This window comes from Rhodococcus sp. NPDC058639 (assembly GCF_042717545.1).
GTDB lineage: Bacteria > Actinomycetota > Actinomycetes > Mycobacteriales > Mycobacteriaceae > Rhodococcus.
In genome coordinates, this window is record NZ_JBHXRF010000010.1 from 46,659 (window position 1) to 67,163 (window position 20,505).

The 20,505-nt window shown below is 66.8% G+C and carries 20 protein-coding genes; 6 read left to right on the forward strand and 14 right to left on the reverse strand.

The features are described 5' to 3' along the window. Window positions 1-46: 46 nt before the first annotated feature. The 9 genes from ACFWU2_RS19345 to ACFWU2_RS19385 form a co-directional block, all read right to left on the reverse strand. Window positions 47-664 carry a hypothetical protein gene (locus tag ACFWU2_RS19345; protein ID WP_378609679.1) on the reverse strand — a complete coding sequence of 206 codons (618 nt, stop codon included), beginning with the start codon at window positions 662-664 and terminating at the stop codon, window positions 47-49. After that, window positions 657-2,372, reverse strand: coding sequence for a GMC oxidoreductase (locus tag ACFWU2_RS19350; protein ID WP_378609707.1), 1,716 nt, complete (start codon window positions 2,370-2,372; stop codon window positions 657-659). The genes ACFWU2_RS19345 and ACFWU2_RS19350 overlap by 8 nt, the downstream gene beginning before the upstream one ends. Then, window positions 2,369-3,874, reverse strand: coding sequence for a flavin-containing monooxygenase (locus ACFWU2_RS19355; RefSeq protein ID WP_378609710.1), 1,506 nt, complete (start codon window positions 3,872-3,874; stop codon window positions 2,369-2,371). Before ACFWU2_RS19355 ends, ACFWU2_RS19350 begins: the two co-directional genes overlap by 4 nt. After that, window positions 3,871-4,449: a TetR/AcrR family transcriptional regulator gene (locus tag ACFWU2_RS19360; protein WP_378609713.1), complete on the reverse strand. Its 579-nt coding sequence runs from the start codon at window positions 4,447-4,449 to the stop codon at window positions 3,871-3,873. The genes ACFWU2_RS19355 and ACFWU2_RS19360 overlap by 4 nt, the downstream gene beginning before the upstream one ends. 65 nt (window positions 4,450-4,514) lie before the next feature. Next, window positions 4,515-4,961, reverse strand: coding sequence for a GNAT family N-acetyltransferase (locus ACFWU2_RS19365; RefSeq protein WP_378609716.1), 447 nt, complete (start codon window positions 4,959-4,961; stop codon window positions 4,515-4,517). 96 nt (window positions 4,962-5,057) lie between these two features. Next, window positions 5,058-6,089: an aspartate-semialdehyde dehydrogenase gene (locus ACFWU2_RS19370; protein WP_378609719.1), complete on the reverse strand. Its 1,032-nt coding sequence runs from the start codon at window positions 6,087-6,089 to the stop codon at window positions 5,058-5,060. A gap of 2 nt (window positions 6,090-6,091) precedes the next feature. Continuing rightward, on the reverse strand, window positions 6,092-7,357 hold the full coding sequence (locus tag ACFWU2_RS19375; protein WP_378609722.1) for an aspartate kinase: 1,266 nt from the start codon (window positions 7,355-7,357) through the stop codon (window positions 6,092-6,094). A gap of 121 nt (window positions 7,358-7,478) precedes the next feature. Continuing rightward, window positions 7,479-8,711, reverse strand: a complete 1,233-nt coding sequence (locus ACFWU2_RS19380) for an RNA polymerase sigma factor (protein ID WP_378609725.1) — start codon at window positions 8,709-8,711, stop codon at window positions 7,479-7,481. Window positions 8,712-8,723: 12 nt separating this feature from the next. After that, window positions 8,724-9,428 (reverse strand): YciI family protein, encoded by a 705-nt coding sequence (locus tag ACFWU2_RS19385; protein ID WP_378609728.1) that lies wholly within the window; start codon window positions 9,426-9,428, stop codon window positions 8,724-8,726. Between the two features lie 256 nt (window positions 9,429-9,684). Here ACFWU2_RS19385 and leuA point away from each other — a divergent pair, with 256 nt between their 5' ends. The 4 genes from leuA (at window position 9,685) to ACFWU2_RS19405 (ending at window position 14,040) form a co-directional block, all read left to right on the forward strand. Further along, window positions 9,685-11,493, forward strand: a complete 1,809-nt coding sequence (leuA, locus tag ACFWU2_RS19390; protein ID WP_378609731.1) for a 2-isopropylmalate synthase — start codon at window positions 9,685-9,687, stop codon at window positions 11,491-11,493. Window positions 11,494-11,628: 135 nt separating this feature from the next. Next, complete coding sequence (locus tag ACFWU2_RS19395; protein ID WP_378609734.1) at window positions 11,629-12,027, forward strand: SHOCT domain-containing protein; 399 nt, start codon at window positions 11,629-11,631, stop codon at window positions 12,025-12,027. Between the two features lie 56 nt (window positions 12,028-12,083). After that, the gene (locus tag ACFWU2_RS19400; protein ID WP_378609737.1) at window positions 12,084-13,337 is read left to right on the forward strand and encodes a MurT ligase domain-containing protein; all 1,254 of its coding nucleotides are present in this window, start codon (window positions 12,084-12,086) and stop codon (window positions 13,335-13,337) included. Beyond that, entirely contained in the window at window positions 13,330-14,040 is a 711-nt protein-coding gene (locus ACFWU2_RS19405; protein WP_378609740.1) for a type 1 glutamine amidotransferase, read from the forward strand. Before ACFWU2_RS19400 ends, ACFWU2_RS19405 begins: the two co-directional genes overlap by 8 nt. 24 nt (window positions 14,041-14,064) lie before the next feature. Here the strand turns inward: ACFWU2_RS19405 and ACFWU2_RS19410 are convergent, their stop codons facing one another. Both ACFWU2_RS19410 and ACFWU2_RS19415 read right to left on the reverse strand, forming a co-directional pair. Beyond that, window positions 14,065-14,910, reverse strand: coding sequence for an alpha/beta fold hydrolase (locus tag ACFWU2_RS19410; RefSeq protein WP_378609743.1), 846 nt, complete (start codon window positions 14,908-14,910; stop codon window positions 14,065-14,067). Window positions 14,911-15,056: 146 nt separating this feature from the next. Beyond that, window positions 15,057-15,683 (reverse strand): TetR/AcrR family transcriptional regulator, encoded by a 627-nt coding sequence (locus ACFWU2_RS19415; RefSeq protein ID WP_378609746.1) that lies wholly within the window; start codon window positions 15,681-15,683, stop codon window positions 15,057-15,059. Window positions 15,684-15,912: 229 nt separating this feature from the next. On the opposite strand from ACFWU2_RS19415, the gene ACFWU2_RS19420 reads away from it, so the two are divergent. After that, entirely contained in the window at window positions 15,913-16,851 is a 939-nt protein-coding gene (locus tag ACFWU2_RS19420) for a metal-dependent hydrolase (protein WP_378609749.1), read from the forward strand. Next, window positions 16,851-18,017: a hypothetical protein gene (locus ACFWU2_RS19425; RefSeq protein WP_378609992.1), complete on the forward strand. Its 1,167-nt coding sequence runs from the start codon at window positions 16,851-16,853 to the stop codon at window positions 18,015-18,017. The genes ACFWU2_RS19420 and ACFWU2_RS19425 overlap by 1 nt, the downstream gene beginning before the upstream one ends. Here ACFWU2_RS19425 and ACFWU2_RS19430 read toward each other — a convergent pair. The 3 genes from ACFWU2_RS19430 to ACFWU2_RS19440 all read right to left on the reverse strand — a co-directional run bounded on the left by ACFWU2_RS19430 (window position 17,966) and on the right by ACFWU2_RS19440 (window position 20,505). After that, window positions 17,966-18,865: an SDR family NAD(P)-dependent oxidoreductase gene (locus tag ACFWU2_RS19430; protein ID WP_378609752.1), complete on the reverse strand. Its 900-nt coding sequence runs from the start codon at window positions 18,863-18,865 to the stop codon at window positions 17,966-17,968. The genes ACFWU2_RS19425 and ACFWU2_RS19430 overlap by 52 nt on opposite strands. Window positions 18,866-18,879: 14 nt before the next feature. Beyond that, window positions 18,880-19,779 (reverse strand): LLM class F420-dependent oxidoreductase, encoded by a 900-nt coding sequence (locus ACFWU2_RS19435; protein ID WP_378609993.1) that lies wholly within the window; start codon window positions 19,777-19,779, stop codon window positions 18,880-18,882. 150 nt (window positions 19,780-19,929) lie between these two features. Next, window positions 19,930-20,505, reverse strand: coding sequence for a hypothetical protein (locus ACFWU2_RS19440; RefSeq protein ID WP_378609755.1), 576 nt, complete (start codon window positions 20,503-20,505; stop codon window positions 19,930-19,932).

Below are 20,505 nucleotides of genomic sequence, written 5' to 3' on the forward strand. Positions count from 1 at the left end.
AGTATGCCCCTTTTCTGGAATTAGTCAAGAAAAGGGGCATACTGGTCTATTTCGCAGGTCCGGTGCTCATCCGCCCGGAGGTGATGACGATGCCGTGGTGGGTGCCCGGACGCAGCCAGCGGCTCAGCGTCGGCCCTTCTGCCTCCACCCCGACACGTGCGTATCGGAACTTGCCCCGCAGTCGTGCGGTCGCGCGAGAGCTCGAACCGTCGTCACCGGGCTGAGCGAAGGGGAGGCCACCGATGATCGGCAGTTCCGGGCCACGCGGGCGAGCCGAGGTCGCGACCTTCCATCCTCCCCCGGCGGCGGAGAAGTCACCGAGCACATCGCCCGAGAACGTCGCCAGTACCTTCGGCAACCGCCAGTGCGCCCGGCCGCCGTGCACCGAAGGTTCGGAGTCGACCGCGATGAACGGCACCGCCATCGCCGGGATCAGTCCGCGTCGTAACACCGGGCTGGCCAGGATCTCGCGGTAGGGCCCCACCGGGGAGTCCAGGTAGTCGACCATCATCGCGAGCGTGATCGGGAGGGTCGGGCCGTCGGGCCCGTATTCCGCCGCGGCAGGCGTGCTGCGGTGCCACCACAACGTCGCCCGTACCGCTGCCGGCCACGGCGGCGGAGGCGACGTCGGCCATTCGGTGCGCTCGTCTGCGCTCTCAGGCACTTTCCACAGCACGGTCTGCGTCCTTTCGTCGAATCGGATGGATCGGGAGTCGGAGCGCAGCAGGAGCGCCGGCAGGGACCGTCGGCTTCACGGGAGGAACCGCCGTCACCGGTTCGTAGGGTGCGCCGAGTGGCGGCCGGGCGTCGTTCGCGCCCTTGTTCGGCCACAACGCCATCGCCCGCTCGGCCTGCGCGGTGATCGTCAGCGACGGGTTGACCCCGAGGTTGGCACTGACGACAGACCCGTCGACGACATGCAGACCGTCGTGCCCGTACACACGCAGGTAGGGGTCGACGACGCCACGCTCGGGAGAATCACCGATCGCACAGCCGCCGAGGAAGTGCGCCGTCATCGGGATGTTGACCAGGTCGACGATCGAACCGCCCGGGTCGCCGCCGATCTTCTGGGCGATACGGCGGATTGCCTCGTGCCCGATCGGAATCCACTCCGGCGGTGGCTCCCCCGGTCCCGGCTTGCTGGTCAGCCCGCGACCGAACGGGGTGCGCCTGGTCTTCAGTTCGAGGGAGTTGTCGTCCGTCTGCATCACCAGCGCGATCACGGTCCGTTCCGACCAGTTCCGCACGGACAGGTTCCGCAGGAACGCACCGGGATTCCGGGCCGCGACACCGAAGAACTTCACCAGGCGGGGCACCCGGCCGCCACCGTCGACGAGCATCGCCTGGATCATCCCGATGAGATTGCTTCCCTTGCCGTATCGCACCGGTTCGATATGGGTGTGATCGTCGGGATGGAACGACGACGTGATCGCCACACCGCCGGTGTAGTCCACGTCGCGATTCCGGGCGGTCGCCGCGAGTACTGCCTCGGAGTTGGTACGCACAACCGTTCCGAGAGTGCTCGACAGGTTGGGCAGATCCCCGGTCTCGCGACTCGCGAGCAGCAGGCGTGCGGTTCCGTAGGTACCCGCGGCGACGACCACGTGGTGGGCGGTGAATACGGTGCGGCGCTTACGGATGCCGTTGGTGCTCCGGGTGTGGACCTCGTAGCCACCACCGGGGCGGGGAACCACCCGGGTCACCGTGGTCAGCGCATGGATCACTGCGCCCGCGCGTTCCGCGAGGTACAGGTAGTTCTTCACCAGGGTGTTCTTTGCCCCGACTCGGCACCCGGTCATGCAGCTTCCGCATTCGGTGCAGCCGGTGCGTTCGGGTCCGGCACCTCCGAAGTAGGGATCCGGCACGGTCTTGCCGGGCTCGTCGAAGAAGACGCCCACCGGCGTGGTCACGAAGGTCTCGCCGGCGCCCATCTCCTCGGCGACCTCGCGCATCACCTTGTCGGCGGGAGAGGTGGTGGGGTTCGGGCGCACGCCCAGCATCCGGGCGGCCTGATCGTAGTACGGGGAGAGCTCCGCCTCCCAGTCGTCGATGTGCCCCCACTGGGGGTCCCGGAAGAAGGGCGTGGGTGGCTTGTACAGCGTGTTCGCATAGTTGAGCGAGCCGCCGCCGACACCTGCGCCGGCCATCACCAGGACGTCGGGAAGCAGGTGCATGCGCTGCACTCCGTAACACCCCAGTGCCGGGGCCCACAGGTACTTGCGCAGCCGCCAGCTGGTCTTCGGCAGATCCTCGTCCGAGAAGCGCCGGCCCGCTTCGAGAACGCCTACCTTGTAGCCCTTTTCGGTCAGCCGCAATGCGGCAACACTGCCTCCGAATCCGGAGCCGATCACGAGAACGTCGTAGTGGGTCATGCGGTTGCTCCTGCCGCAGCGGTCCGCTGCGTGTAGTTCTCGAGATCGAACTGCTTGGTGCGCGCACGGTAATGCCATGTGAACGTCGGCCACATCACGGAGTTGCGGCCCTTCGCGTCGATGTACCAGCTACTGCAGCCTCCGGCGTTCCAGACCGTCCCCTCGAGGATCGGATCGAGTTCGTCGGTGTAGCGGCGCTGCGCGTCACCGGTCACTTCGAGGGCGGTGATCCCGCGGGATCGCATGGTGCGCAACGCATCGGCGATGTACGCAGCCTGTGATTCCAGCATGTACACGATCGAGCTGTGCCCGAGGTTGGTGTTGGGTCCGTAGACGAGGAACAGGTTGGGGAACCCGTGTACCGAGATTCCCAGGTGGGCCGCGGGGCTGCCGTCCCACGTCTCGGCGAGTGTGCGGCCGTCGGTTCCGCGGATGTGGTGGGCGACCGGAGGTTCGGTCGGTGTGAAGCCGGTACCGAAGATGATGGTGTCCACCGGGTACTCGTTGCCGTCCTTGTCGACGACGCCGTTCTCCGTCACCGCGGTCAGCCCGGACGACACCACGTTCACATCGGACCGCGTGATAGTGGGGAACCACTCGTTGGACAACAGGATTCGCTTGCAGGTGATCGCGAAATCGGGCGTGAGCCGCTCACGCAGTGTCGGGTCCTGCACCTGCTTGCGGAGCACCTGCCGGGCGCGGCGCTCGAACAACGGCAGGAGGTATTTGCGGGCGAACGGCTTCGTCATGCCCACGACGTAGATTTCCTTCTGCCCGTATACGGCGCCCCGCATGAGCTTCTGGGTGAAGGGGAAGCGGCGGTACAGCGACCGGACCGAGCGCGCGATGGCGTGGTCGTGCTTGGGCATGACCCACGACGCGGTGCGCTGGAACAGGGTGAGGTGGGCGACGCGGTCGACGATGGCGGGAACGAACTGGATGGCCGATGCCCCGGTGCCGATCACCGCGACGCGTTCACCGGTGAGATCGTGATCGTGGTCCCATTCGGCGGAGTGGAAGGTCTTGCCCCGGAACATCTCGAGTCCGGGAACCTTCGGGTAGGTGGGCGTCGAGAGGGCGCCGGTTGCGGCGATGAGCACGTCTGCGGTGAGGTCACCGCGGGACGTCGACACCGACCACACTGCGCGGGCGGCATCCCACTGTGCCTCCCGTAGTTCACATCCGAACATCGTGCGCTGGGTGACACCCTCGTCACGGGCAACGCGCCGGAGGTAGGCGTAGATCTCCTCCTGGGTGCCGTGGGCACGCGACCAATCGGGTTCGGGCGCGAAGGAGAACGAGTACAGCGCGCTCGGGACGTCACATGCCGCACCCGGGTAGGTGTTGACCCGCCACGTACCGCCTACGTCGTCTCCCCTTTCGAGGACGAGAACATCTGCGGTCGGATCCTGGCGCAGCAAAGTAGCGGCCATTCCGATTCCGCCGAAGCCGGCGCCCACAACAAGGGTGTGCACGTGGTCGGGGAGCATCGCGAGACTCATTTCGACACCAGGGCCTTCCAGACCGGGAGGAGACGCTCCCGGAACTCTCGATCGGATTCAGGGGTACGCATCAGGGCGGAGACGGCGAAACCTCGCGCCAGTTCTATGGCGAGGTCGATGATGTCGGGACTGACCCGGTCGCCCATGATTTCGAGGCAACCGGTGCGCAGCGCGTCGGACACCTTACGTTCCAGCGGGATCATCGCCGCGTGGAGCGACGGATCGGTCCGGGCCGCGACCCACAGTTCGAGTGCCGCGTCGAACAACGGGCCGGAGAACGCGTCGAACAATGCCTCGAATCCGTACTCCGGGTCGGGGTCGGATTCGAGGATCTCTTGCAGTCGCTTTTCCACCAGATGCTCGACCGCCGCCACGACCAGCGATTCCTTGGTGGGAAAGTGGTGTAACTGTGCGCCACGGGAGACACCGGCACGGGTGGCGATGCCCTGTGTACTGATGCCCGCGTACCCCTGTTCGACGAGAGATTCCACGGCTGCGTCGAGCAGTTTCGCGCGGGTGGCCGCTGTTCGTTGCGCCTGAGTTCGTGTGGCGCCGGGCACAGTGTCGTGGATCACGCTACGGATCGTAACGGTAAACCAACAAACAGTCCAGACTGTATGTAAACCTTTTTACGGACGGTTCAGCGACCGTGTCGTCTCATGGGTAGGTGGTCGATACCCGCCTCGATGAAATTCGGGCCGGTGCGCTCGAAACCCAAGCGGCCGTACCAGTCTTCGAGATATGCCTGTGCCAGGATCTCGATGGGTTGCGGATGGTCGTCGATCACCGCCTCGATCAAGCGGGCAGCGAGACCCCTGCCCCGGGCCTGCTTCGCGGTCGCGACCCGTCCGATGTGGATGACCGGTCCGTCGGCGTCGAGGACCCGGAGGGTCGCCACCACATCGTCGCCCTCCTCGATCCAGTAGTGCGTCGTGCCGGGCTCGAGGTCGAGGCCGTCGAGTTCGGGCTCGGACACGATCCCCTGTTCGTACACGAACACTTCTGTGCGCAACCGCACGATGCGGTAGAGGGTCGCCGGTGCGATGCGGTCGAGGGTCGCGGAACGAATGGACGTCACACCGGCCATCCTAGGCGGGCGCTCGTAGCGAACCTCGGACGAAAAGCAGCGAGTGGACCACCCCTGCGGGATGATCCACTCGCTCGAGTACGGAGGTGGCGGAGCTCAGACGAGCAACTCCGCGATCTGAATCGTGTTGAGCGCAGCGCCCTTGCGCAGATTGTCGCCCGAGACGAACAACGCGAGTCCACGACCCTCGGGCGCGCCCGGGTCCTGGCGGATGCGTCCCACCAGCGAGACGTCGTCACCGGCTGCCGCGAGCGGGGTCGGCACGTCGACGAGCCGGACACCCGGAGCCGCGGCGAGGATCTCCTGCGCGCGCTCGACCGACAGGGGCCGCTCGAACTCCGCGTTGATCGACAGCGAGTGGCCCGTCACGACCGGCACGCGCACGCACGTTCCGGACACGAGCAGATCCGGAAGACCCAGAATCTTGCGGGACTCGTTGCGCAGCTTCTGGTCTTCGTCGGTCTCACCGGAACCGTCGTCGACGAGCGAACCGGCGAGCGGCAGCACGTTGAACGCAATCGGTGCGACGTACTTGTCGGGTGCCGGGAAATCGACCGCGCCGCCGTCGTGTACCAGCTTCTCCGCGTCGTCGATGACCGCGCGGGCCTGGCCGAGCAGTTCTTCGACACCGGCGATACCGCTGCCCGAGACCGCCTGGTAGCTCGAGACGATCAGACGCTGAAGGCCCGCCTCGTCGTGCAGCGCCTTGAGGACCGGCATCGCGGCCATCGTGGTGCAGTTGGGGTTCGCGATGATGCCCTTGGGCGGGTTCTTCGCCTGCTCGGGGTTGACCTCGCTCACGACGAGGGGAACGTCGGGGTCCTTGCGCCATGCCGACGAGTTGTCGACAACAGTCGCGCCTGCGGCAGCGAAGCGCGGAGCCTGCGCCCGGGACAACGTCGCACCGGCCGAGAACAGGGCGATGTCGATGCCCGCAAGGTCCTCGTCGGAAGTCGCGGCAGCGTCCTCGACGACGATTTCCTCACCCCGGAAGGGAAGCTTCTTGCCGGCCGAGCGAGCCGAGGCGAAGAAACGGACCTTGTCGGCCGGGAAGTTCCGCTCCTCGAGGAGCGTGCGCATGACGATGCCCACCTGTCCGGTGGCACCCACAACAGCAATGGTGGTCATGTCTATCGCCCCGTCCCTGCGTGCACGACCGCTTCCTCGGTGCCACCGAGATCGAACGCTGCGTGCAGGGCACGCACCGCCTCGTCGAGCTCGGTGTCGTTGACGAGAACCGAGATGCGGATCTCGGAGGTCGAAATGAGATCGATGTTGATGCCGGCGTCGGCGAGTGCCTCACAGAACTTGGCGGTGACGCCGGGATGGCTCCTCATGCCTGCGCCGACGAGGGAGACCTTGCCGATGTGGTCGTCGAAGAGGACCTGCGTGAAGCCGATCTCTTCCTGCCGCTTGGTGAGCAGTTCGACCGCGCGCGGAGCGTCGGAGGTGGGCAGGGTGAAGGTGATGTCGGTCTTGCCGGTCTCGACCTTCGAGATGTTCTGCAGCACCATGTCGATGTTGATGTCGGCGTCGGCGACCGCACGGAACACCTTGGCGGCGTAGCCGGGGGTGTCCGGCAGACCGACCACGGTGATCTTCGCTTCGCCGCGATCGTGCGCAACGCCGGTGATCAGTGCCTCTTCCACAGGGATGTCCTCCATCGATCCGGACACGATGGTGCCGGGCTTGGTGGTGTACGACGAACGAACGTGCACAGGCACGTTGTAGCGGCGGGCGTATTCGACGCACCGCAGCATCAGGACTTTGGCGCCACTCGCGGCGAGCTCGAGCATCTCCTCGAAGGACACCTTCTCGAGCCGCTGCGCGTCCTTGACGATGCGCGGGTCCGCGGTGAACACACCGTCGACGTCGGTGTAGATCTCGCACACGTCCGCCTCCAGTGCGGCGGCGAGTGCGACGGCGGTCGTGTCGGAGCCACCACGACCGAGGGTCGTGATGTCCTTGCTGTCCTGGCTCACACCCTGGAACCCGGCGACCAGCACGATGCTGCCCTCATCCAGGGCCGTGCGGACACGACCGGGCGTGACGTCGATGATCTTCGCGTTGCCATGGCTGCCCGTGGTGATCACGCCGGCCTGCGAGCCGGTGAACGAGCGGGCCTCGGCACCGAGAGAATGGATAGCCATCGCGACCAGGGAGTTCGAGATTCGCTCACCCGATGTGAGGAGCATGTCCATCTCTCGCGCCGGGGGCACCGGGCACACCTGATGAGCGAGGTCGAGCAGTTCGTCTGTGGTGTCACCCATTGCGGACACCACGACCACGACGTCGTTGCCCGCCTTCTTGGTCTCGACGATCCTTTCAGCGACGCGCCGGATCCGCTCGGCCGTCGCGACCGAGGATCCTCCGTACTTCTGGACGACGAGTGCCACGCTGTCGAACCTCCGGGTCTTGGGAACAAGTCCAGGGGCCAAGCTTACCGATGGCGATGTGGGGGTCGGTCGGGCCCATCGGGAAAGTGTCGTGCGCAACAACGCAAGGTCGCCGTCGGCGTCACGAACCATCCGCCCGAACGATCGACCGGCCGACTTCCTCGAGCCGTCGTCGCAGAAACCGGGCCGTTGCCTCGTTGCCCGTGGTCTCCAGTGCAGCGCGGTACGCGTCGGCGGCGTCGGCCCAACGCCCGGCGCGCCGCAACAGATCTGCGCGGACAGGCTCGATCAACCTGCGCAATCGCGGGTCGTCGGGCAGTGCCTCGAGTGCTGAGAGCCCGGCCTCCCACCCGTCCCGGAACCCGACGGCCACCGCACGGTTGACCGCCACCACCGGAGATCCCGACAACTCCAGCAGACGGTCGTACGCACCGACGATGGTGGCCCAGTCTGTCGAGTTCCAGGTCGGAGCGCAGGCGTGGACGGCGGCGATCACCGCCTGGGGCAGGTACGGCCCCGCGGAACCATCCGCGCGGTCGAGCGCGTCGAGGCCGTCCCGGATGCGGTCCCCGTCCCACCGCCCGCGATCCTGCTCCTCGAGCGGTCGCGCCGCTCCGTCGGTGCCGACTCGTTCGTGACGCCGACTGTCGTGCAGGAGCATCAGCGCGAGGAGTGCCCACGCCTCCCGCTGGCCGGGCATCAGGCCACACAGCAGCCGCCCGAGCCGAATCGCCTCCACGCACAGGTCCTCTCGGACCGATGCATCACCGGATGTCGCGGAATAACCCTCCGTGAAGACCAGGTAGATGCAGGCCGTGACTTGCGGAACACGTTCGGGCAGAAGGTGTTCCGGAGGTGATCGGAACGGTATCCCGGCATCGCGTATCTTCGCCTTCGCGCGGCTGAGGCGCCGCGTCACGGTCGACTCGGTCTGCAAGAACGCCCGGGCGATCTCGGCGGTCGTCAGCCCACACACCAAACGGAGCGTGAGAGCGACTTGGGCGTCGGGCGCGAGCGCCGGATGGCAGCACGTGAACAGCAATCGCAATTCGTCGTCACGCACCCACGGCACCTCGTCACCGAGCACCCCCGGCGCGTCGCCGCACCGCACGGCCGCGATCTCCTTTCCGTCGCGGGCCGTCTCCCGGCGGATCCTGTCCAGGGCACGCCGACGCGCAACAGCGGTGATCCACGCGCCGGGATTCGCGGGTTCGCCCCGTTCCGGCCAGGTCCGCAATGCTTCGACGAACGCGTCCTGGACAGCGTCCTCCGCAAGGGTGAGATCGCCGGCGAATCGCGTCACCGCTGCTACTGCGCGGCCGTGCTCCGCGCGAAACACCCGGGCAACGTCCATGCGGCCACTCCGCTACTCGTCGACCATGCGGCGTAGTTCGATGCATCCCCCCGGGCCCATCGGAATCTGCAGCGCGAGTTGCACAGCGGTGGCGCGATCCGGCGCGGACAACACGTACAGGCCGTTGGCGATCTCGGTGGATTCGGAGAACGGTCCGTCCGTCAGCATCACCTCGCCGCTCTTCGTGCGAACCGTGGTCGCCGACGCCGGGGGGCGGAGTGCCCCTCCCGCGCGCACCGCCGAGCCGGCCGCTTCCGTGAACCGGGCGTGCGCGGCCGCACCCTCGTCCCACTCCGTGGTACCCGGATCGTCCGCGCCGCCGGCGGGTTCGCGCAGCAGTGCGAGCCAGCATCCGGCGGTGTGCGGCGTGGAGAACCACTCCACCATCGGCCACAACTCGATATAGCCGTTGTCCATGTCGGGGATCCGGCGCACGAGGTCGAGGGCGGCATCGAAATCGTCGGCCTCGAAGATGTAGAACCCTCCGACGACCTCGTTCGACTCGGCGAACGGACCGTCCGTCACCAGCGGGGTGCCACCGATGTTTCTCGCGGTCACCGCTTCGGCCACCGGATACAGCGCACCGCCGCCGACGATCGCCGGACCGGCGTACGCGTCGAAGACCGCATGGTGCGCCACCGATTCCTCGAACTCCGGGGTGCCCGGGATGGAGGCGGGACCGCTTTCCGGTTCCGCCAGCAACGCCAAGTACTTCATCTCGCTATCCTCTCGCCTCGGAAAGAGGCGGGAAGCCCCTTTGCAAAGACGACGAACAATCGGAGCCCTTTCGGACAAAGCGGGGGCCTGCGGTGCAATGGAGCGTCGTGGCGTTACACTGCTTGGCATGCAGCGCGCGCTTCTCCTCGGCCGCCGCGGCGGGATCTGACCAGACCGGCTTCCCGTCGCGGGGTTTCTACGCGCCGGTCGATATCCTGATCTGGACCCACCGGTCCCACCTTTTTGGAGATACGTCATGTCACCCGCCGACGCTTTCACCTCCGGTTCGCGCACCATCACCCCGCCGAGCAAGCCCGCGCCCGCCGATCAGCCCGCGTGGAACACCCAGAAGAACTCGTCGATGCCCACGTACCGGTACCGGCCGTTCGCCGAGGAAGTCGAACCGGTTTCGCTGCCCGACCGCACCTGGCCCGACAAGATCATCGACCGCGCACCCGGTTGGTGCGCCGTCGACCTGCGTGACGGCAACCAGGCGCTCATCGATCCGATGAGCCCGGCCCGCAAGCGCCGCATGTTCGACCTGCTGGTGCGCATGGGCTACAAGGAGATCGAGGTCGGCTTCCCGTCCGCGAGCCAGACCGACTTCGACTTCGTCCGGGAAATCATCGAGGACAACGCGATTCCCGACGACGTCACCATCCAGGTGCTGACGCAGTCTCGCCCCGAGCTGATCCGGCGCACCTTCGAAGCATGTGTCGGTGCACAGAACGTGATCGTGCACTTCTACAACTCCACGTCGATCCTGCAGCGCCGCGTGGTGTTCCGCGCCGACAAGGACGCCGTCAAGAAGATCGCGACCGACGCCGCGGAACTGGTGATCGAGACCGCGAAGGACTACCCCGACACCAACTGGCGGTGGGAGTACTCCCCCGAGTCCTACACCGGTACCGAACTGTCGTACGCCAAGGAAGTGTGCGACGCGGTCGTCGCGACCCTGGGCGCCACCCCCGAGCACCCGGTGATCATCAACCTGCCGGCGACCGTCGAGATGGCCACCCCGAACGTGTACGCGGACTCGATCGAGTGGATGCACCGCAATCTGGCCCAGCGCGACTCGATCATCCTGTCGCTGCACCCCCACAACGACCGCGGGACCGGTGTCGCGGCCGCCGAGCTGGGTTACCAGGCCGGCGCCGACCGTATCGAGGGTTGCCTGTTCGGGAACGGCGAACGCACCGGCAACGTATGCCTGGTGACGCTGGGCCTGAACATGTTCAGCCGCGGCGTCGACCCGCAGATCGACTTCTCGAACATCGACGAGATCCGCCGCACCGTCGAGTACTGCAACCAGCTGCCCGTCCCCGAGCGGCACCCCTACGGCGGCGACCTGGTCTACACGGCGTTCTCCGGTAGCCACCAGGACGCGATCAACAAGGGCATGGACGTCATGAAGGCCGACGCCGATGCGGCCGGTTCCGATGTCGATGACATCACGTGGGCCGTGCCGTACCTGCCGATCGATCCGAAGGACGTCGGCCGCAGCTACGAGGCCGTGATCCGCGTCAACTCGCAGTCCGGCAAGGGCGGCATCGCGTACATCATGAAGCACGACCACGGACTGAACCTGCCGCGTCGCCTGCAGATCGAGTTCTCGCAGTCCGTGCAGGCCGTCACCGACGGAGAAGGCGGCGAAGTCAGCCCCAAGGAGATGTGGGACATCTTCCACGAGGAGTACCTGGCTCCCGTCACCCCGCTCGAGCGGATCCGCCAGAAGGTCACGGCCGCGGAGACGGACGACGGCGAAGACACCATCACCGCGATCCTCAAGGTGAACGGTGTCGAGAAGGAGATCACCGGTACGGGCAACGGCCCGCTGGCCGCCTTCGTCGACGGCCTCGAGTCGCTGGGCTACCGCGTCGCCGTACGCGGATACTCCGAGCACGCCATGTCCGCCGGCGACGACGCAAATGCCGCGGCGTACGTCGAGGCCGACGTGACCCGTCCCGACGGCACCACGACTCTGGTGTGGGGCGTGGGAATCGCCTCGTCCATCACCGTGGCGTCGCTGCGGGCGGTCGTCTCGGCGGTCAACCGCGCGAGCTGATCGCTCGGCCGATTCGGCCCATGTCCCGACCTGCGCGGCGGTACTCTGCGGAAATGTTCCCGGGGTACCGCCGCGTCGTCGGTTCGGTACGCATCCCCGGACCGCTGAGCTCGTCCAACGGGTAAGGGGATCGCCGTGGAGTTCTGGGACATCATGTGGTACATCGTCGTGTGCTTCGCGTTCATCGCATATCTGATCATGCTGTGGCTGATCATCAGCGATCTGTTCGCGAACCGCGAGCAGTCCGGCTGGGTCAAGGCGATCTGGATCGTGTTCCTCTTCATCTTCCCGCTGCTCACCGGCTTGGTGTACCTGGTGGTCCACGGTCGCGGTATGGCCGAGCGGTCGGCGCGAGAGGCCGCGCAGATCAAGTCCGCTCAGGACAACTACATCCGTGAGGTCGCGGGCAAATCCCCGGCCGACCAGATCGCCGACGCGAAGGCACTGCTCGACGCCGGCACTATCACCGAGGACGAGTTCCAGGTGCTCAAGTCGCACGCCCTGCGCGTGACGGAGCCCACCCGTAGTTCCTGACACAGTTGGCAAGCCGCCGTCGGCGGCTTGCGGGCGGCTGTGGAACACTCGCCGACGTGGGAACTAGCACTGAAATCACCGCGCGCGGCCGGTTCGCCCTGCGCGCCGCGAAAGCTGCCGCCTGGGCATCCCAGAAAGCCGGACGCGGCAAGGGGTCGATGATCGGCGGGCTCATCGCCCTGAAGATCGAGCCGACGCTGATGAAGCAGGTCGGTCACGGACGCCGCACGGTGCTCGTCACCGGCACCAACGGCAAGTCGACCACGACGCGGATGACGGCCGCCGCCCTGGAAACGATCGACAAGACGGTCACGCAGGCGGACGGCGCGAATATGGATGCGGGCATCGTGGCGGCCCTCGCCTCCGATCTCGACGCGCCTCTCGCCGCGATCGAGGTCGACGAGTTGCACACCCCGCACGTGGCCGACGCCCTCGCCCCCCAAGCGATAGTGCTGCTCAATCTCAGCCGCGATCAGCTCGACCGCGTCGGCGAGATCAACATGATCGAACGCAAGCTACGCGCGGGCCTTCAGCGGCATCCCGACGCCGTGATCATCGCGAACTGCGACGATGTGCTCGTCACCTCGGCCGCGTACGACAACCCCAACGTCGTGTGGGTGGCTGCCGGCGCAGGATGGGCGAACGATTCGGTGAGCTGCCCCCGCACCGGGGAACCCATCGCCCGCGAGGGCGTCCACTGGTACAGCACAGGATCCGATTTCGCACGGCCGCAACCCGATTGGTGGGTCGACGACGACAACCTGTACGGGCCCGACGGCCTCGTGCTGCCGTTGAAGCTGACACTGCCCGGCAAGGCCAACCGCGGAAACGCCGCCCAGGCGGTCGCGGCTGCGGTCGCGTTGGGCGCCGACCCTGCCGACGCGGTCGCCGCAGCAGCAGTTGTCGACGAGGTTGCGGGCCGGTACAAGACCGTCCAGGTCGGTCCACATTCGGTCCACATGCTGCTCGCCAAGAATCCGGCGGGCTGGCAGGAAGCGTTGTCGATGATCGATCCGACCGTCGACGGACTCGTCATCGCCGTCAACGGTCAGGTGCCCGACGGCGAAGACCTGTCCTGGCTGTGGGATGTGCGCTTCGAACACTTCGAGGGAGTGCAGGTCGTCGCGGCGGGCGAGCGCGGCACCGACCTCGCGGTGCGCCTCACCTACGCGGGCGTCGACCACACTCTCGTTCCGGACCCGCTGAAGGCCATCGCCTCCTGCCCGCCCGGGCGGGTGGAGGTGCTCGCCAACTACACCGCGTTCCGGGATCTCAACACCGAAATCTCCAGGAGGACGGCCCATGTCTGACTCGACCGTTCGGATCGGGCTGGTGCTGCCCGACGTCATGGGCACCTACGGCGACGGCGGAAACGCCCTCGTGCTTCGGCAGCGCCTGCGCATGCGCGGCTACGACGCCGAGGTCATCGAGATCGGGTTGAGCGACCCGGTGCCCGAGTCGCTCGACATGTACACGCTGGGCGGAGCCGAAGACGCCGCGCAGCGACTCGCTACGCGGCATCTCCAGCGCTATCCGGGCCTGCAGCAGGCCGCCGGGCGCGGTGCGCCCGTGCTCGCGATCTGCGCTGCCATCCAGGTGCTCGGCCACTGGTACGAGACCTCGTCGGGAGAACGCGTCGACGGTGTCGGCCTCCTCGACGTGACGACGTCGCCGCAACAGGTCCGTTCGATCGGGGAGATCGTCACACAGCCTGTCGTCGACGGTCTCACCCAGCCGCTGACCGGGTTCGAAAATCACCGAGGCGGAACAACTCTCGGGTCGAGTGCGACAGGTCTGGGACGCGTGTCCCGCGGCGTCGGCAACGGTGTCGGCGACGGCCTCGAAGGCGCAGTCCAGGGTTCGGTGATCGGCACCTATCTGCACGGACCGGTGCTGGCCCGCAATCCCGAACTCGCCGACCACCTGATCGCGCAGGCACTGGGCGTGGATTCACTACCGCCGCTCGACCTTCCGGAGGTCGACCTCCTGCGGCGCGAACGTCTGCGCGCCTAGGACTCGGCCGGGAGCCCGCCTCCGTCAGCTGTGCGCGGCGGCGTGCTCGACGACGAAGCGCGCGAGTTCGTCGGGGACTTCGTCCGGGATCCAGTGGCTGACGCCGGCGAGCGTCTCGGACCGGTACGGACCGGAGACATAGCGCGGCGTGGCGTCCACCCCGGCGGGTCCGACGGCGATGTCGCCGTCGCTCCACACCATGAGCGTGGGCACGGTGACGGACTCGAGTGTCGCCTTGGGGTCGGCCCACAGCATCGCCCGGTACCAGTTCACCCCGCCGCGCACCGCGGACCGATCCGCGAGACGGGCCGCGTCGCGCGCCACCGCAGCGCCGGGCTGACCCGACCGGCTCAGAACGAAGCGTCCGACCGACTCGTTGCTCAGCAGGAGTTCCGGGATCCACGGCATCTGGAACGCGAGCATGTACCAGGACTTGAACAACTGCGTGCTCGTGGCGAACGCGCGAAGGAACGCCGCGGGGTGGGGCACCGACACCGCGGTGAGGGACCGCACGAGGTCCGGGTGCTGGGCAGCCACTCCCCACGCCACTATCGCACCCCAGTCGTGCCCGACGAGGTGGACAGGCGACCCGCCGCCGACCTGCTCGATGATCGCGACGGCGTCCCCGACGAGCAGGGGAATGCTGTAGTCGCGACGTCGCGGCGGACGCGCGCCCGGCGAATACCCTCGCTGGTCCGGCGCGAAGGTGCGATATCCGGCCTCGTGCAGCCACGACGCCACGCCGTCCCACGATCGCGAATCCTGCGGGAATCCGTGAAGCAGTACGACACGTTCCCCGTCGATCGGTCCGTCGTCCCGGATGTCGAACGTCAATCCGTTGTGGACGACGGTCGTGATGCGTTCCCCCACCCTGATCCCTTTCGTCGCAGGCCCCCCGACAGGGGTTCGGCCCGGTTTCGCTCTCGCGTGTACCGGGCCGGATCTCTGCTTCACGAGCCATTCTCTGTCGTCCGCGGACGTCTCCGGCTCGATTCGCAAGACCGATGTTACCTAGGTCACATCGGTGGGTGCAACTCCAAGGGCTTTTGCGCGAGGATCGCGGTTCCCATCCACCGGCGCAGATACCGACGCAGTTCGTCGTCGCTGCGCGGAGGATCTCCCGGGGAGACGAAGAACGACTGCATCGTCCGCAGGACGAATTCGACCAGTTCGCCGAGCGACTCGTCGTCGTAGCCGTAACTCTCCCAGTCGACGTCGAACCGTCGGATCATGGTCATGCCGAAGGCGCGCGCCTCACCCGACGCGATTACTTCCGGATGCGGGTCCGAATACGTACTCGACAGCAGGATGCCCAGATGCGGGGTGCGACGGACTTCCGCGAGCGTGAACACGACCCCGTCGACCATCGCCTCCGCTGGATCACCGATACCGCTCACCCGGTCGGCCAGTCGATCCAGGAATCCTTCGACCGACGCTATCGCCGCCGCACGCATCAGCGCGTCGGCGCTGGCGAAGTACCGGTACACCGTCTGGCGAATGACCCCGAGCGACTGAGCGACGTCGGCGATGCTGATTTCCGTTCCGGACCGGGCAATCAACTCCACCGCTGCCGCGACTATGCGCTGCGTGGCCTCCGCGTCGTCGACGGGAGGACGCCCGCCCCATCCACGTCTCCGCGCCACAATCTGCTTCCTCGGGTACCACGACCTGCAACAAGAATCCGACGGTAACACGGCGCACGTCCGCACACCGGCCTGTCTGCGCGTCGCGGGGCCTTCCGCATCGGCGCCGGGATTCCTATCATACAAGTGAGCGCATTGATGTATGGTCACGCCGAACCGAGGCCTCGTCACCCGGGGCCCCACCCGTCCGGCCTCCCCCAGGGCCGGCATGAGACGAGGTAGCGCCACGATGACGAACCTGCAGGTCCGGAAGATGCGCTTCGCATTCGCGGACTACGACGTGCCGTTTCTGTGGAACGAGGAAAACCCGGCCTTCTCGAGCATGGCCAACGCGGTGTCGTTCCTCGCGATCGGCTTCGAGAAGATGATCGTGAACATGGTCCAGGAGGTCGTGCACCGGATCGCCGACCCGAAGGTGGTCGAAGAAGCCAACGCCTTCATGTACCAGGAAGGCCAGCACTCCACCGCCCACCGGCAACACGTCAAAGGGCTGATCAAGCGGTACCCGGGACTGCAGGAAACGCTCGACGAGGTCGTCGCTGCGTTCGATCGCCTCACGGCGGAGAAATCCCTCGAGTACCGCCTCGCCTACACCGCTGACCTGGAAGCAACCTTCACCCCGGTGTTCAAGCTGATGCTCGACAACGAGTCGCATCTGTTCCGGCCCGGCGACGACCGGGTCGCATCCCTGTTCATCTGGCATTTCGTCGAGGAGGTCGAGCACCGCAGTTCCGCGCTCATCATCTTCGATGCGGTCGTCGGCAGCGACATGTACCGGATGCGCATGGCGCCTTCGGTGTTCAAGCACGTGCTCGACGTCATCGCCATCGCGTGCGACGGCTTCAACAAGCATGTCCCGATCGAGGACCGGAAGATCGACGCCATGTCGATGTTCGCCTCGTACCGGCGTAAGCAGATTCTGCGCAAACGCCTGCCGTTCCTCGACGCCGAGGACCACGGACCGATGCCGCGGGCGTTCGACGTTCTACCGTTGCGTGAGCAACTCGTCGCACTGGCGGGTGTCGTGCGCAGCCAGCTGCCCAAGCACAATCCCGATCACGAGAAGCTTCCCGCGCTCGCCGACGTCTGGTTCGAACGGTTCGACGCCGGCTACGACGTCTCGCACTGGTACACCGCCGAGACCGTGTCCGCGCGGGAGGCCGAGTGATGTCGGATCTGTGTTCCCCCACGTTCGAGGATCTCGCGACGCGGCTGGGGTTCTCGTGCGCCGAAGCCGGCGGACTCTTCGAACTGCGTAGCCCGTTCGCCCTGGAGAACTGGACCCTTCCGGTGCTCGAAGCGACGATCGTGATCGGTGCGCTTCTGGCGCTGATCTACGCGATCGTCCGGCTCCGCCGCACCGGCGATCCCACCAATCTGGTCGTGTGGCTCGGAACGCTTGCGTTCCTGTTCATCATCGAACCTCTGTTGTACTTCCCCGACGCCTTCGGCGTCGAGGAATACGTGGACACGATGTTCGCGCACAACGTGTTCACGGTCGAATTCATGTGGGGGCGTCTGCCCCTGTACATCATCGCGATCTACCCGCTGATGGCGACGATTGCGTTCGAGATCGTCCGGATGCTCGGCGTGTTCCGGCAGTACGGCGCCCTCGTCGGCGCCGCGTGCGTCGGTTTCGTCCACCACGCTTTCTACGAGATCTTCGATCATCTCGGCCCCCAATTGCGGTGGTGGGAGTGGTCGCTCGACAATCCGGTCAACCAGCCGTTCTTCGACTCGGTCCCGCTGCCGAGCGTGGTCGTCTTCGCCGCCCTGTGGCCGATGTCCCTGGCATTCTTCGTCCAGTACTTCGTCGGTCGCCACGCCGACGCGGGCCGCACCTTCGGGGGTCTCGAACTGGTCTGGCGGACAGTGGTCGTCGGGCTCCTCGCCGCGCTGGGAACGGTGATCCTCCCGGCGCCCGCGACCGTCCTCGGAATGGGCAGCACGACGGTCCGCGCGACCATCTACGCCGCCGAACTCGTCCTCGTCTCCGCCGTGGCGATCTATGTGCTCGCACGCCAGTGGCGCCGGTTGCGCACCGTGCAGGGCACGACCGGTTCACCAGCGATGCCGGCGTACTCCAACGACTTCGTCAGGTATTTCAGCATCGTGTACCTGCTGGTGATGGCGGTGTTGTGGGCGAGTGCGCTACCCGACTACTTCGCGGCCACCGACGGCGTGACCGCCAACGGCGATCCCGTCGGCAACCTCTGGTACACGGCGGCGTGCTTCGTGGCCGCGATACTCGTTGTGGCAGCGACCTTCACGATCCCACGCAGCTACTCGTCGAGCGTCGACGACGCTCGCGCGAGGACACTCTCCGGCGCGTAGTTGGCCCAGCCCGTCCCGGGCCAGTTGAACCACCCCGACGACGCGAGTGTGCCGCCGTCGGGGTGGAGAGTGGTCCCGGTGACGAACGACGACAGGCCCGACGCGAGGAACACGACGCAATGGGACACGTCGTGGACGTGACCGACCCGTCCCATCGGGATCGCGACAGCCGCGCTGCGTGGATCCGCCAGCGCGTGCTCGCCCACGGCGAGTTTTTCGAGGTTCGGTGTGGGAACGAAGTCCGGAGCGACGTTGTTCACTCGGATGCCGTGCGGTGCCACTTCGACCGCAAGGGTGCGGGCGAACTGCTCCACGGCGGCCTTCGCGGCGGAGTACACCGCGAAACCGGGTGCGGCGCGGTGCGCTTCGATGGTGGTGAGGTTGACGATGCTTCCCCCGCGCCCACCACGCTGCATACGGGGCACAGCCAGGGAACACGCGTGGAACACATGCGAGAGGTTGGTGCGGACGAGCGCGTCCCACCCCTTCGGTGTCGTGTCGACGAACGGTGACCGGAACGTGCCCCCGACGATGTTCACGAGAGTGTCGAGTCTCCCCCATCGCTCGTCTGCCGCCTCGAACAAAGCCTCGAGGGTCTCCGGATCCCGGACGTCACCGTGCCGGACGACGGCGTCGACGCCCGACTCCCGCAGCGACGAATCCAGCGCATCGACCGCGGCGCGGTCGATGTCGAGGACGGCGGGACGCACACCGTTGGCGGCGAGGTCCCGAACGATCGCCTCACCGAGACCGCCCGCCCCTCCGGTGATCACGGCGACGGTGCCGGCGAGACCGGCCCGCTCCTCGAACCATCCTCCGGCCGAGGCGTTCACGGTGGTGTTCTGCACGGCTGCGGGACCTTTCACGACAGGTACGTGGTGCCGAAGGATTCGAGGAAGTCGACGGTAGCCGACAGCCCCTCGATGGGGCAGGAGACGGTCACCCAGTCCACACCGGCCTTCTCCAGATCCGCGAAGACCTCGCGGTGCCGGTCGGGGCCGACGCCCGCCGAACCGATCTCACCGCTGTACGAGTAGACGACGTCGATGTGGTCGGTGCGGCCCGCGGCGACCGCTGCCTCGCGCACGTCGGCGATCTGACCCGCCAGCTGATCGAGAGGGCCGAGTTCCTGTGTGCGCGCGGTCGCACTGAGCTGGGCGCCACCGGACATCGGCATCCACCCCTGCGCTCGCTGCGCGACGCGACGGCGGGTCAGTGCCGAGTTGCCCCCGATCCAGATCGGGATCGGATTCTGCACCGGGCGTGGCCTCGCCACGATGTTGTGCGCACTGAAGTGACGGCCGTCGTAGCTGAAAGGTTCGCCGCTCCAATGCAGCGGGAGGACGTCGAGCGCCTCGTCGAACAGTGCGTTGCGTTCGTCGAAGTCGACGCCGAGGGCATGGAACTCGCTCTTCTGGTAGCCCGTGCCGATTCCGAGCATGAAGCGTCCCCCGGAGATCTTGTCGAGCGACGCCGCTGCCTTGGCGAGCAGGAACGGGTTCCGGTACGGCGCCACCGCGAGGTAGGTGAGCAGGCGGAGACGCTCGGTCGCGCCGGCCACATACCCGAGAGCAACGAACGGGTCGAGAGTCTGATGCCCACCGGCGGAGAGCCAGCGCGCGCCCGGAGCGGGATGCTCACTGAAGGAGAAGGCGTCGAATCCGGCACGCTCGGCGGCCACCGCGACCTCGCGGACGGGCCCGGGGTCGAGTACATCGCCCTCGGGGCCGTTGATCTCGGGGTAGTGGAAGATGAACCGCATTGTCACCTGTGCGCCTTTCCGGCGAGCTGTCTGCCGTTGCTCCACCCGCGCGTAACGGGATTCTGGTTCGTGAGAACTTGCCTATCTTGAGAAGATAGTCAGATTATCCCAGGATGCAACGGCGAGACTTCGGGTGACGGAGGGATCCGGTTACGCGGCGTCGGCGCCGTCGAGCAGCCACCGATCGTCGACACGCTTGACCGTGACGATGAACCGGGTCGCGTCGGTGCGGCCCTCGGGCACCACCGCATTCGTGACGTCCTGGTCGAGGAAGACGAGCACCGTGGCGGTCTCACCGTCGAGGTTCTCGAGTCCGGCGTGGTCGGCGCGTGCGACGGACGTGCCCTGCCCGTTCTCGACCAGTCCACGCAGATCGCCCGCCACGCCTTCGTACTTGGCTGCGAACTCGGCGGTGGAATTCGCGGTGACCGCAGCCAGCGACTCGTCGAAGGTGCGGTAGTCGTACGTGCCCAGCATGACCGCGTACTCACGCGCCTTCGTCACGGCTTCGGCGCGCAGCGCGGCAACTTCCTCCGCCTGCCACCACCGGAACCCGAGGAACGCCGCGGCGGCGAGAAGCGCAACGATCAACGCGACTACCGCCCATCGTGCAGGTCCGCCCCTCCGGGATGTGCCCCGCACATCCGGCGGCAGAACCGGGGTGCCGTCTGCCGCGTCGGCGTCCGTCGCGGTCGTGCCTTCCGAGGTTTCGGCAGGTTGCGTCAT

Excerpts from the sequence above, each read along its gene's own strand:
- ACFWU2_RS19350 (WP_378609707.1), bottom strand. The coding sequence starts at position 2,372 with ATGACCCACTACGACGTTCTCGTGATCGGCTCCGGATTCGGAGGCAGT.
- ACFWU2_RS19355 (WP_378609710.1), bottom strand. The coding sequence starts at position 3,874 with ATGAGTCTCGCGATGCTCCCCGACCACGTGCACACCCTTGTTGTGGGC.
- ACFWU2_RS19365 (WP_378609716.1), bottom strand. The coding sequence starts at position 4,961 with ATGGCCGGTGTGACGTCCATTCGTTCCGCGACCCTCGACCGCATCGCA.
- ACFWU2_RS19370 (WP_378609719.1), bottom strand. The coding sequence starts at position 6,089 with ATGACCACCATTGCTGTTGTGGGTGCCACCGGACAGGTGGGCATCGTC.
- ACFWU2_RS19380 (WP_378609725.1), bottom strand. The coding sequence starts at position 8,711 with ATGGACGTTGCCCGGGTGTTTCGCGCGGAGCACGGCCGCGCAGTAGCA.
- ACFWU2_RS19385 (WP_378609728.1), bottom strand. The coding sequence starts at position 9,428 with ATGAAGTACTTGGCGTTGCTGGCGGAACCGGAAAGCGGTCCCGCCTCC.
- leuA (WP_378609731.1), top strand. The coding sequence starts at position 9,685 with ATGTCACCCGCCGACGCTTTCACCTCCGGTTCGCGCACCATCACCCCG.
- ACFWU2_RS19405 (WP_378609740.1), top strand. The coding sequence starts at position 13,330 with ATGTCTGACTCGACCGTTCGGATCGGGCTGGTGCTGCCCGACGTCATG.
- ACFWU2_RS19420 (WP_378609749.1), top strand. The coding sequence starts at position 15,913 with ATGACGAACCTGCAGGTCCGGAAGATGCGCTTCGCATTCGCGGACTAC.
- ACFWU2_RS19425 (WP_378609992.1), top strand. The coding sequence starts at position 16,851 with ATGTCGGATCTGTGTTCCCCCACGTTCGAGGATCTCGCGACGCGGCTG.
- ACFWU2_RS19435 (WP_378609993.1), bottom strand. The coding sequence starts at position 19,779 with ATGCGGTTCATCTTCCACTACCCCGAGATCAACGGCCCCGAGGGCGAT.
- ACFWU2_RS19440 (WP_378609755.1), bottom strand. The coding sequence starts at position 20,505 with ATGACGCAACCTGCCGAAACCTCGGAAGGCACGACCGCGACGGACGCC.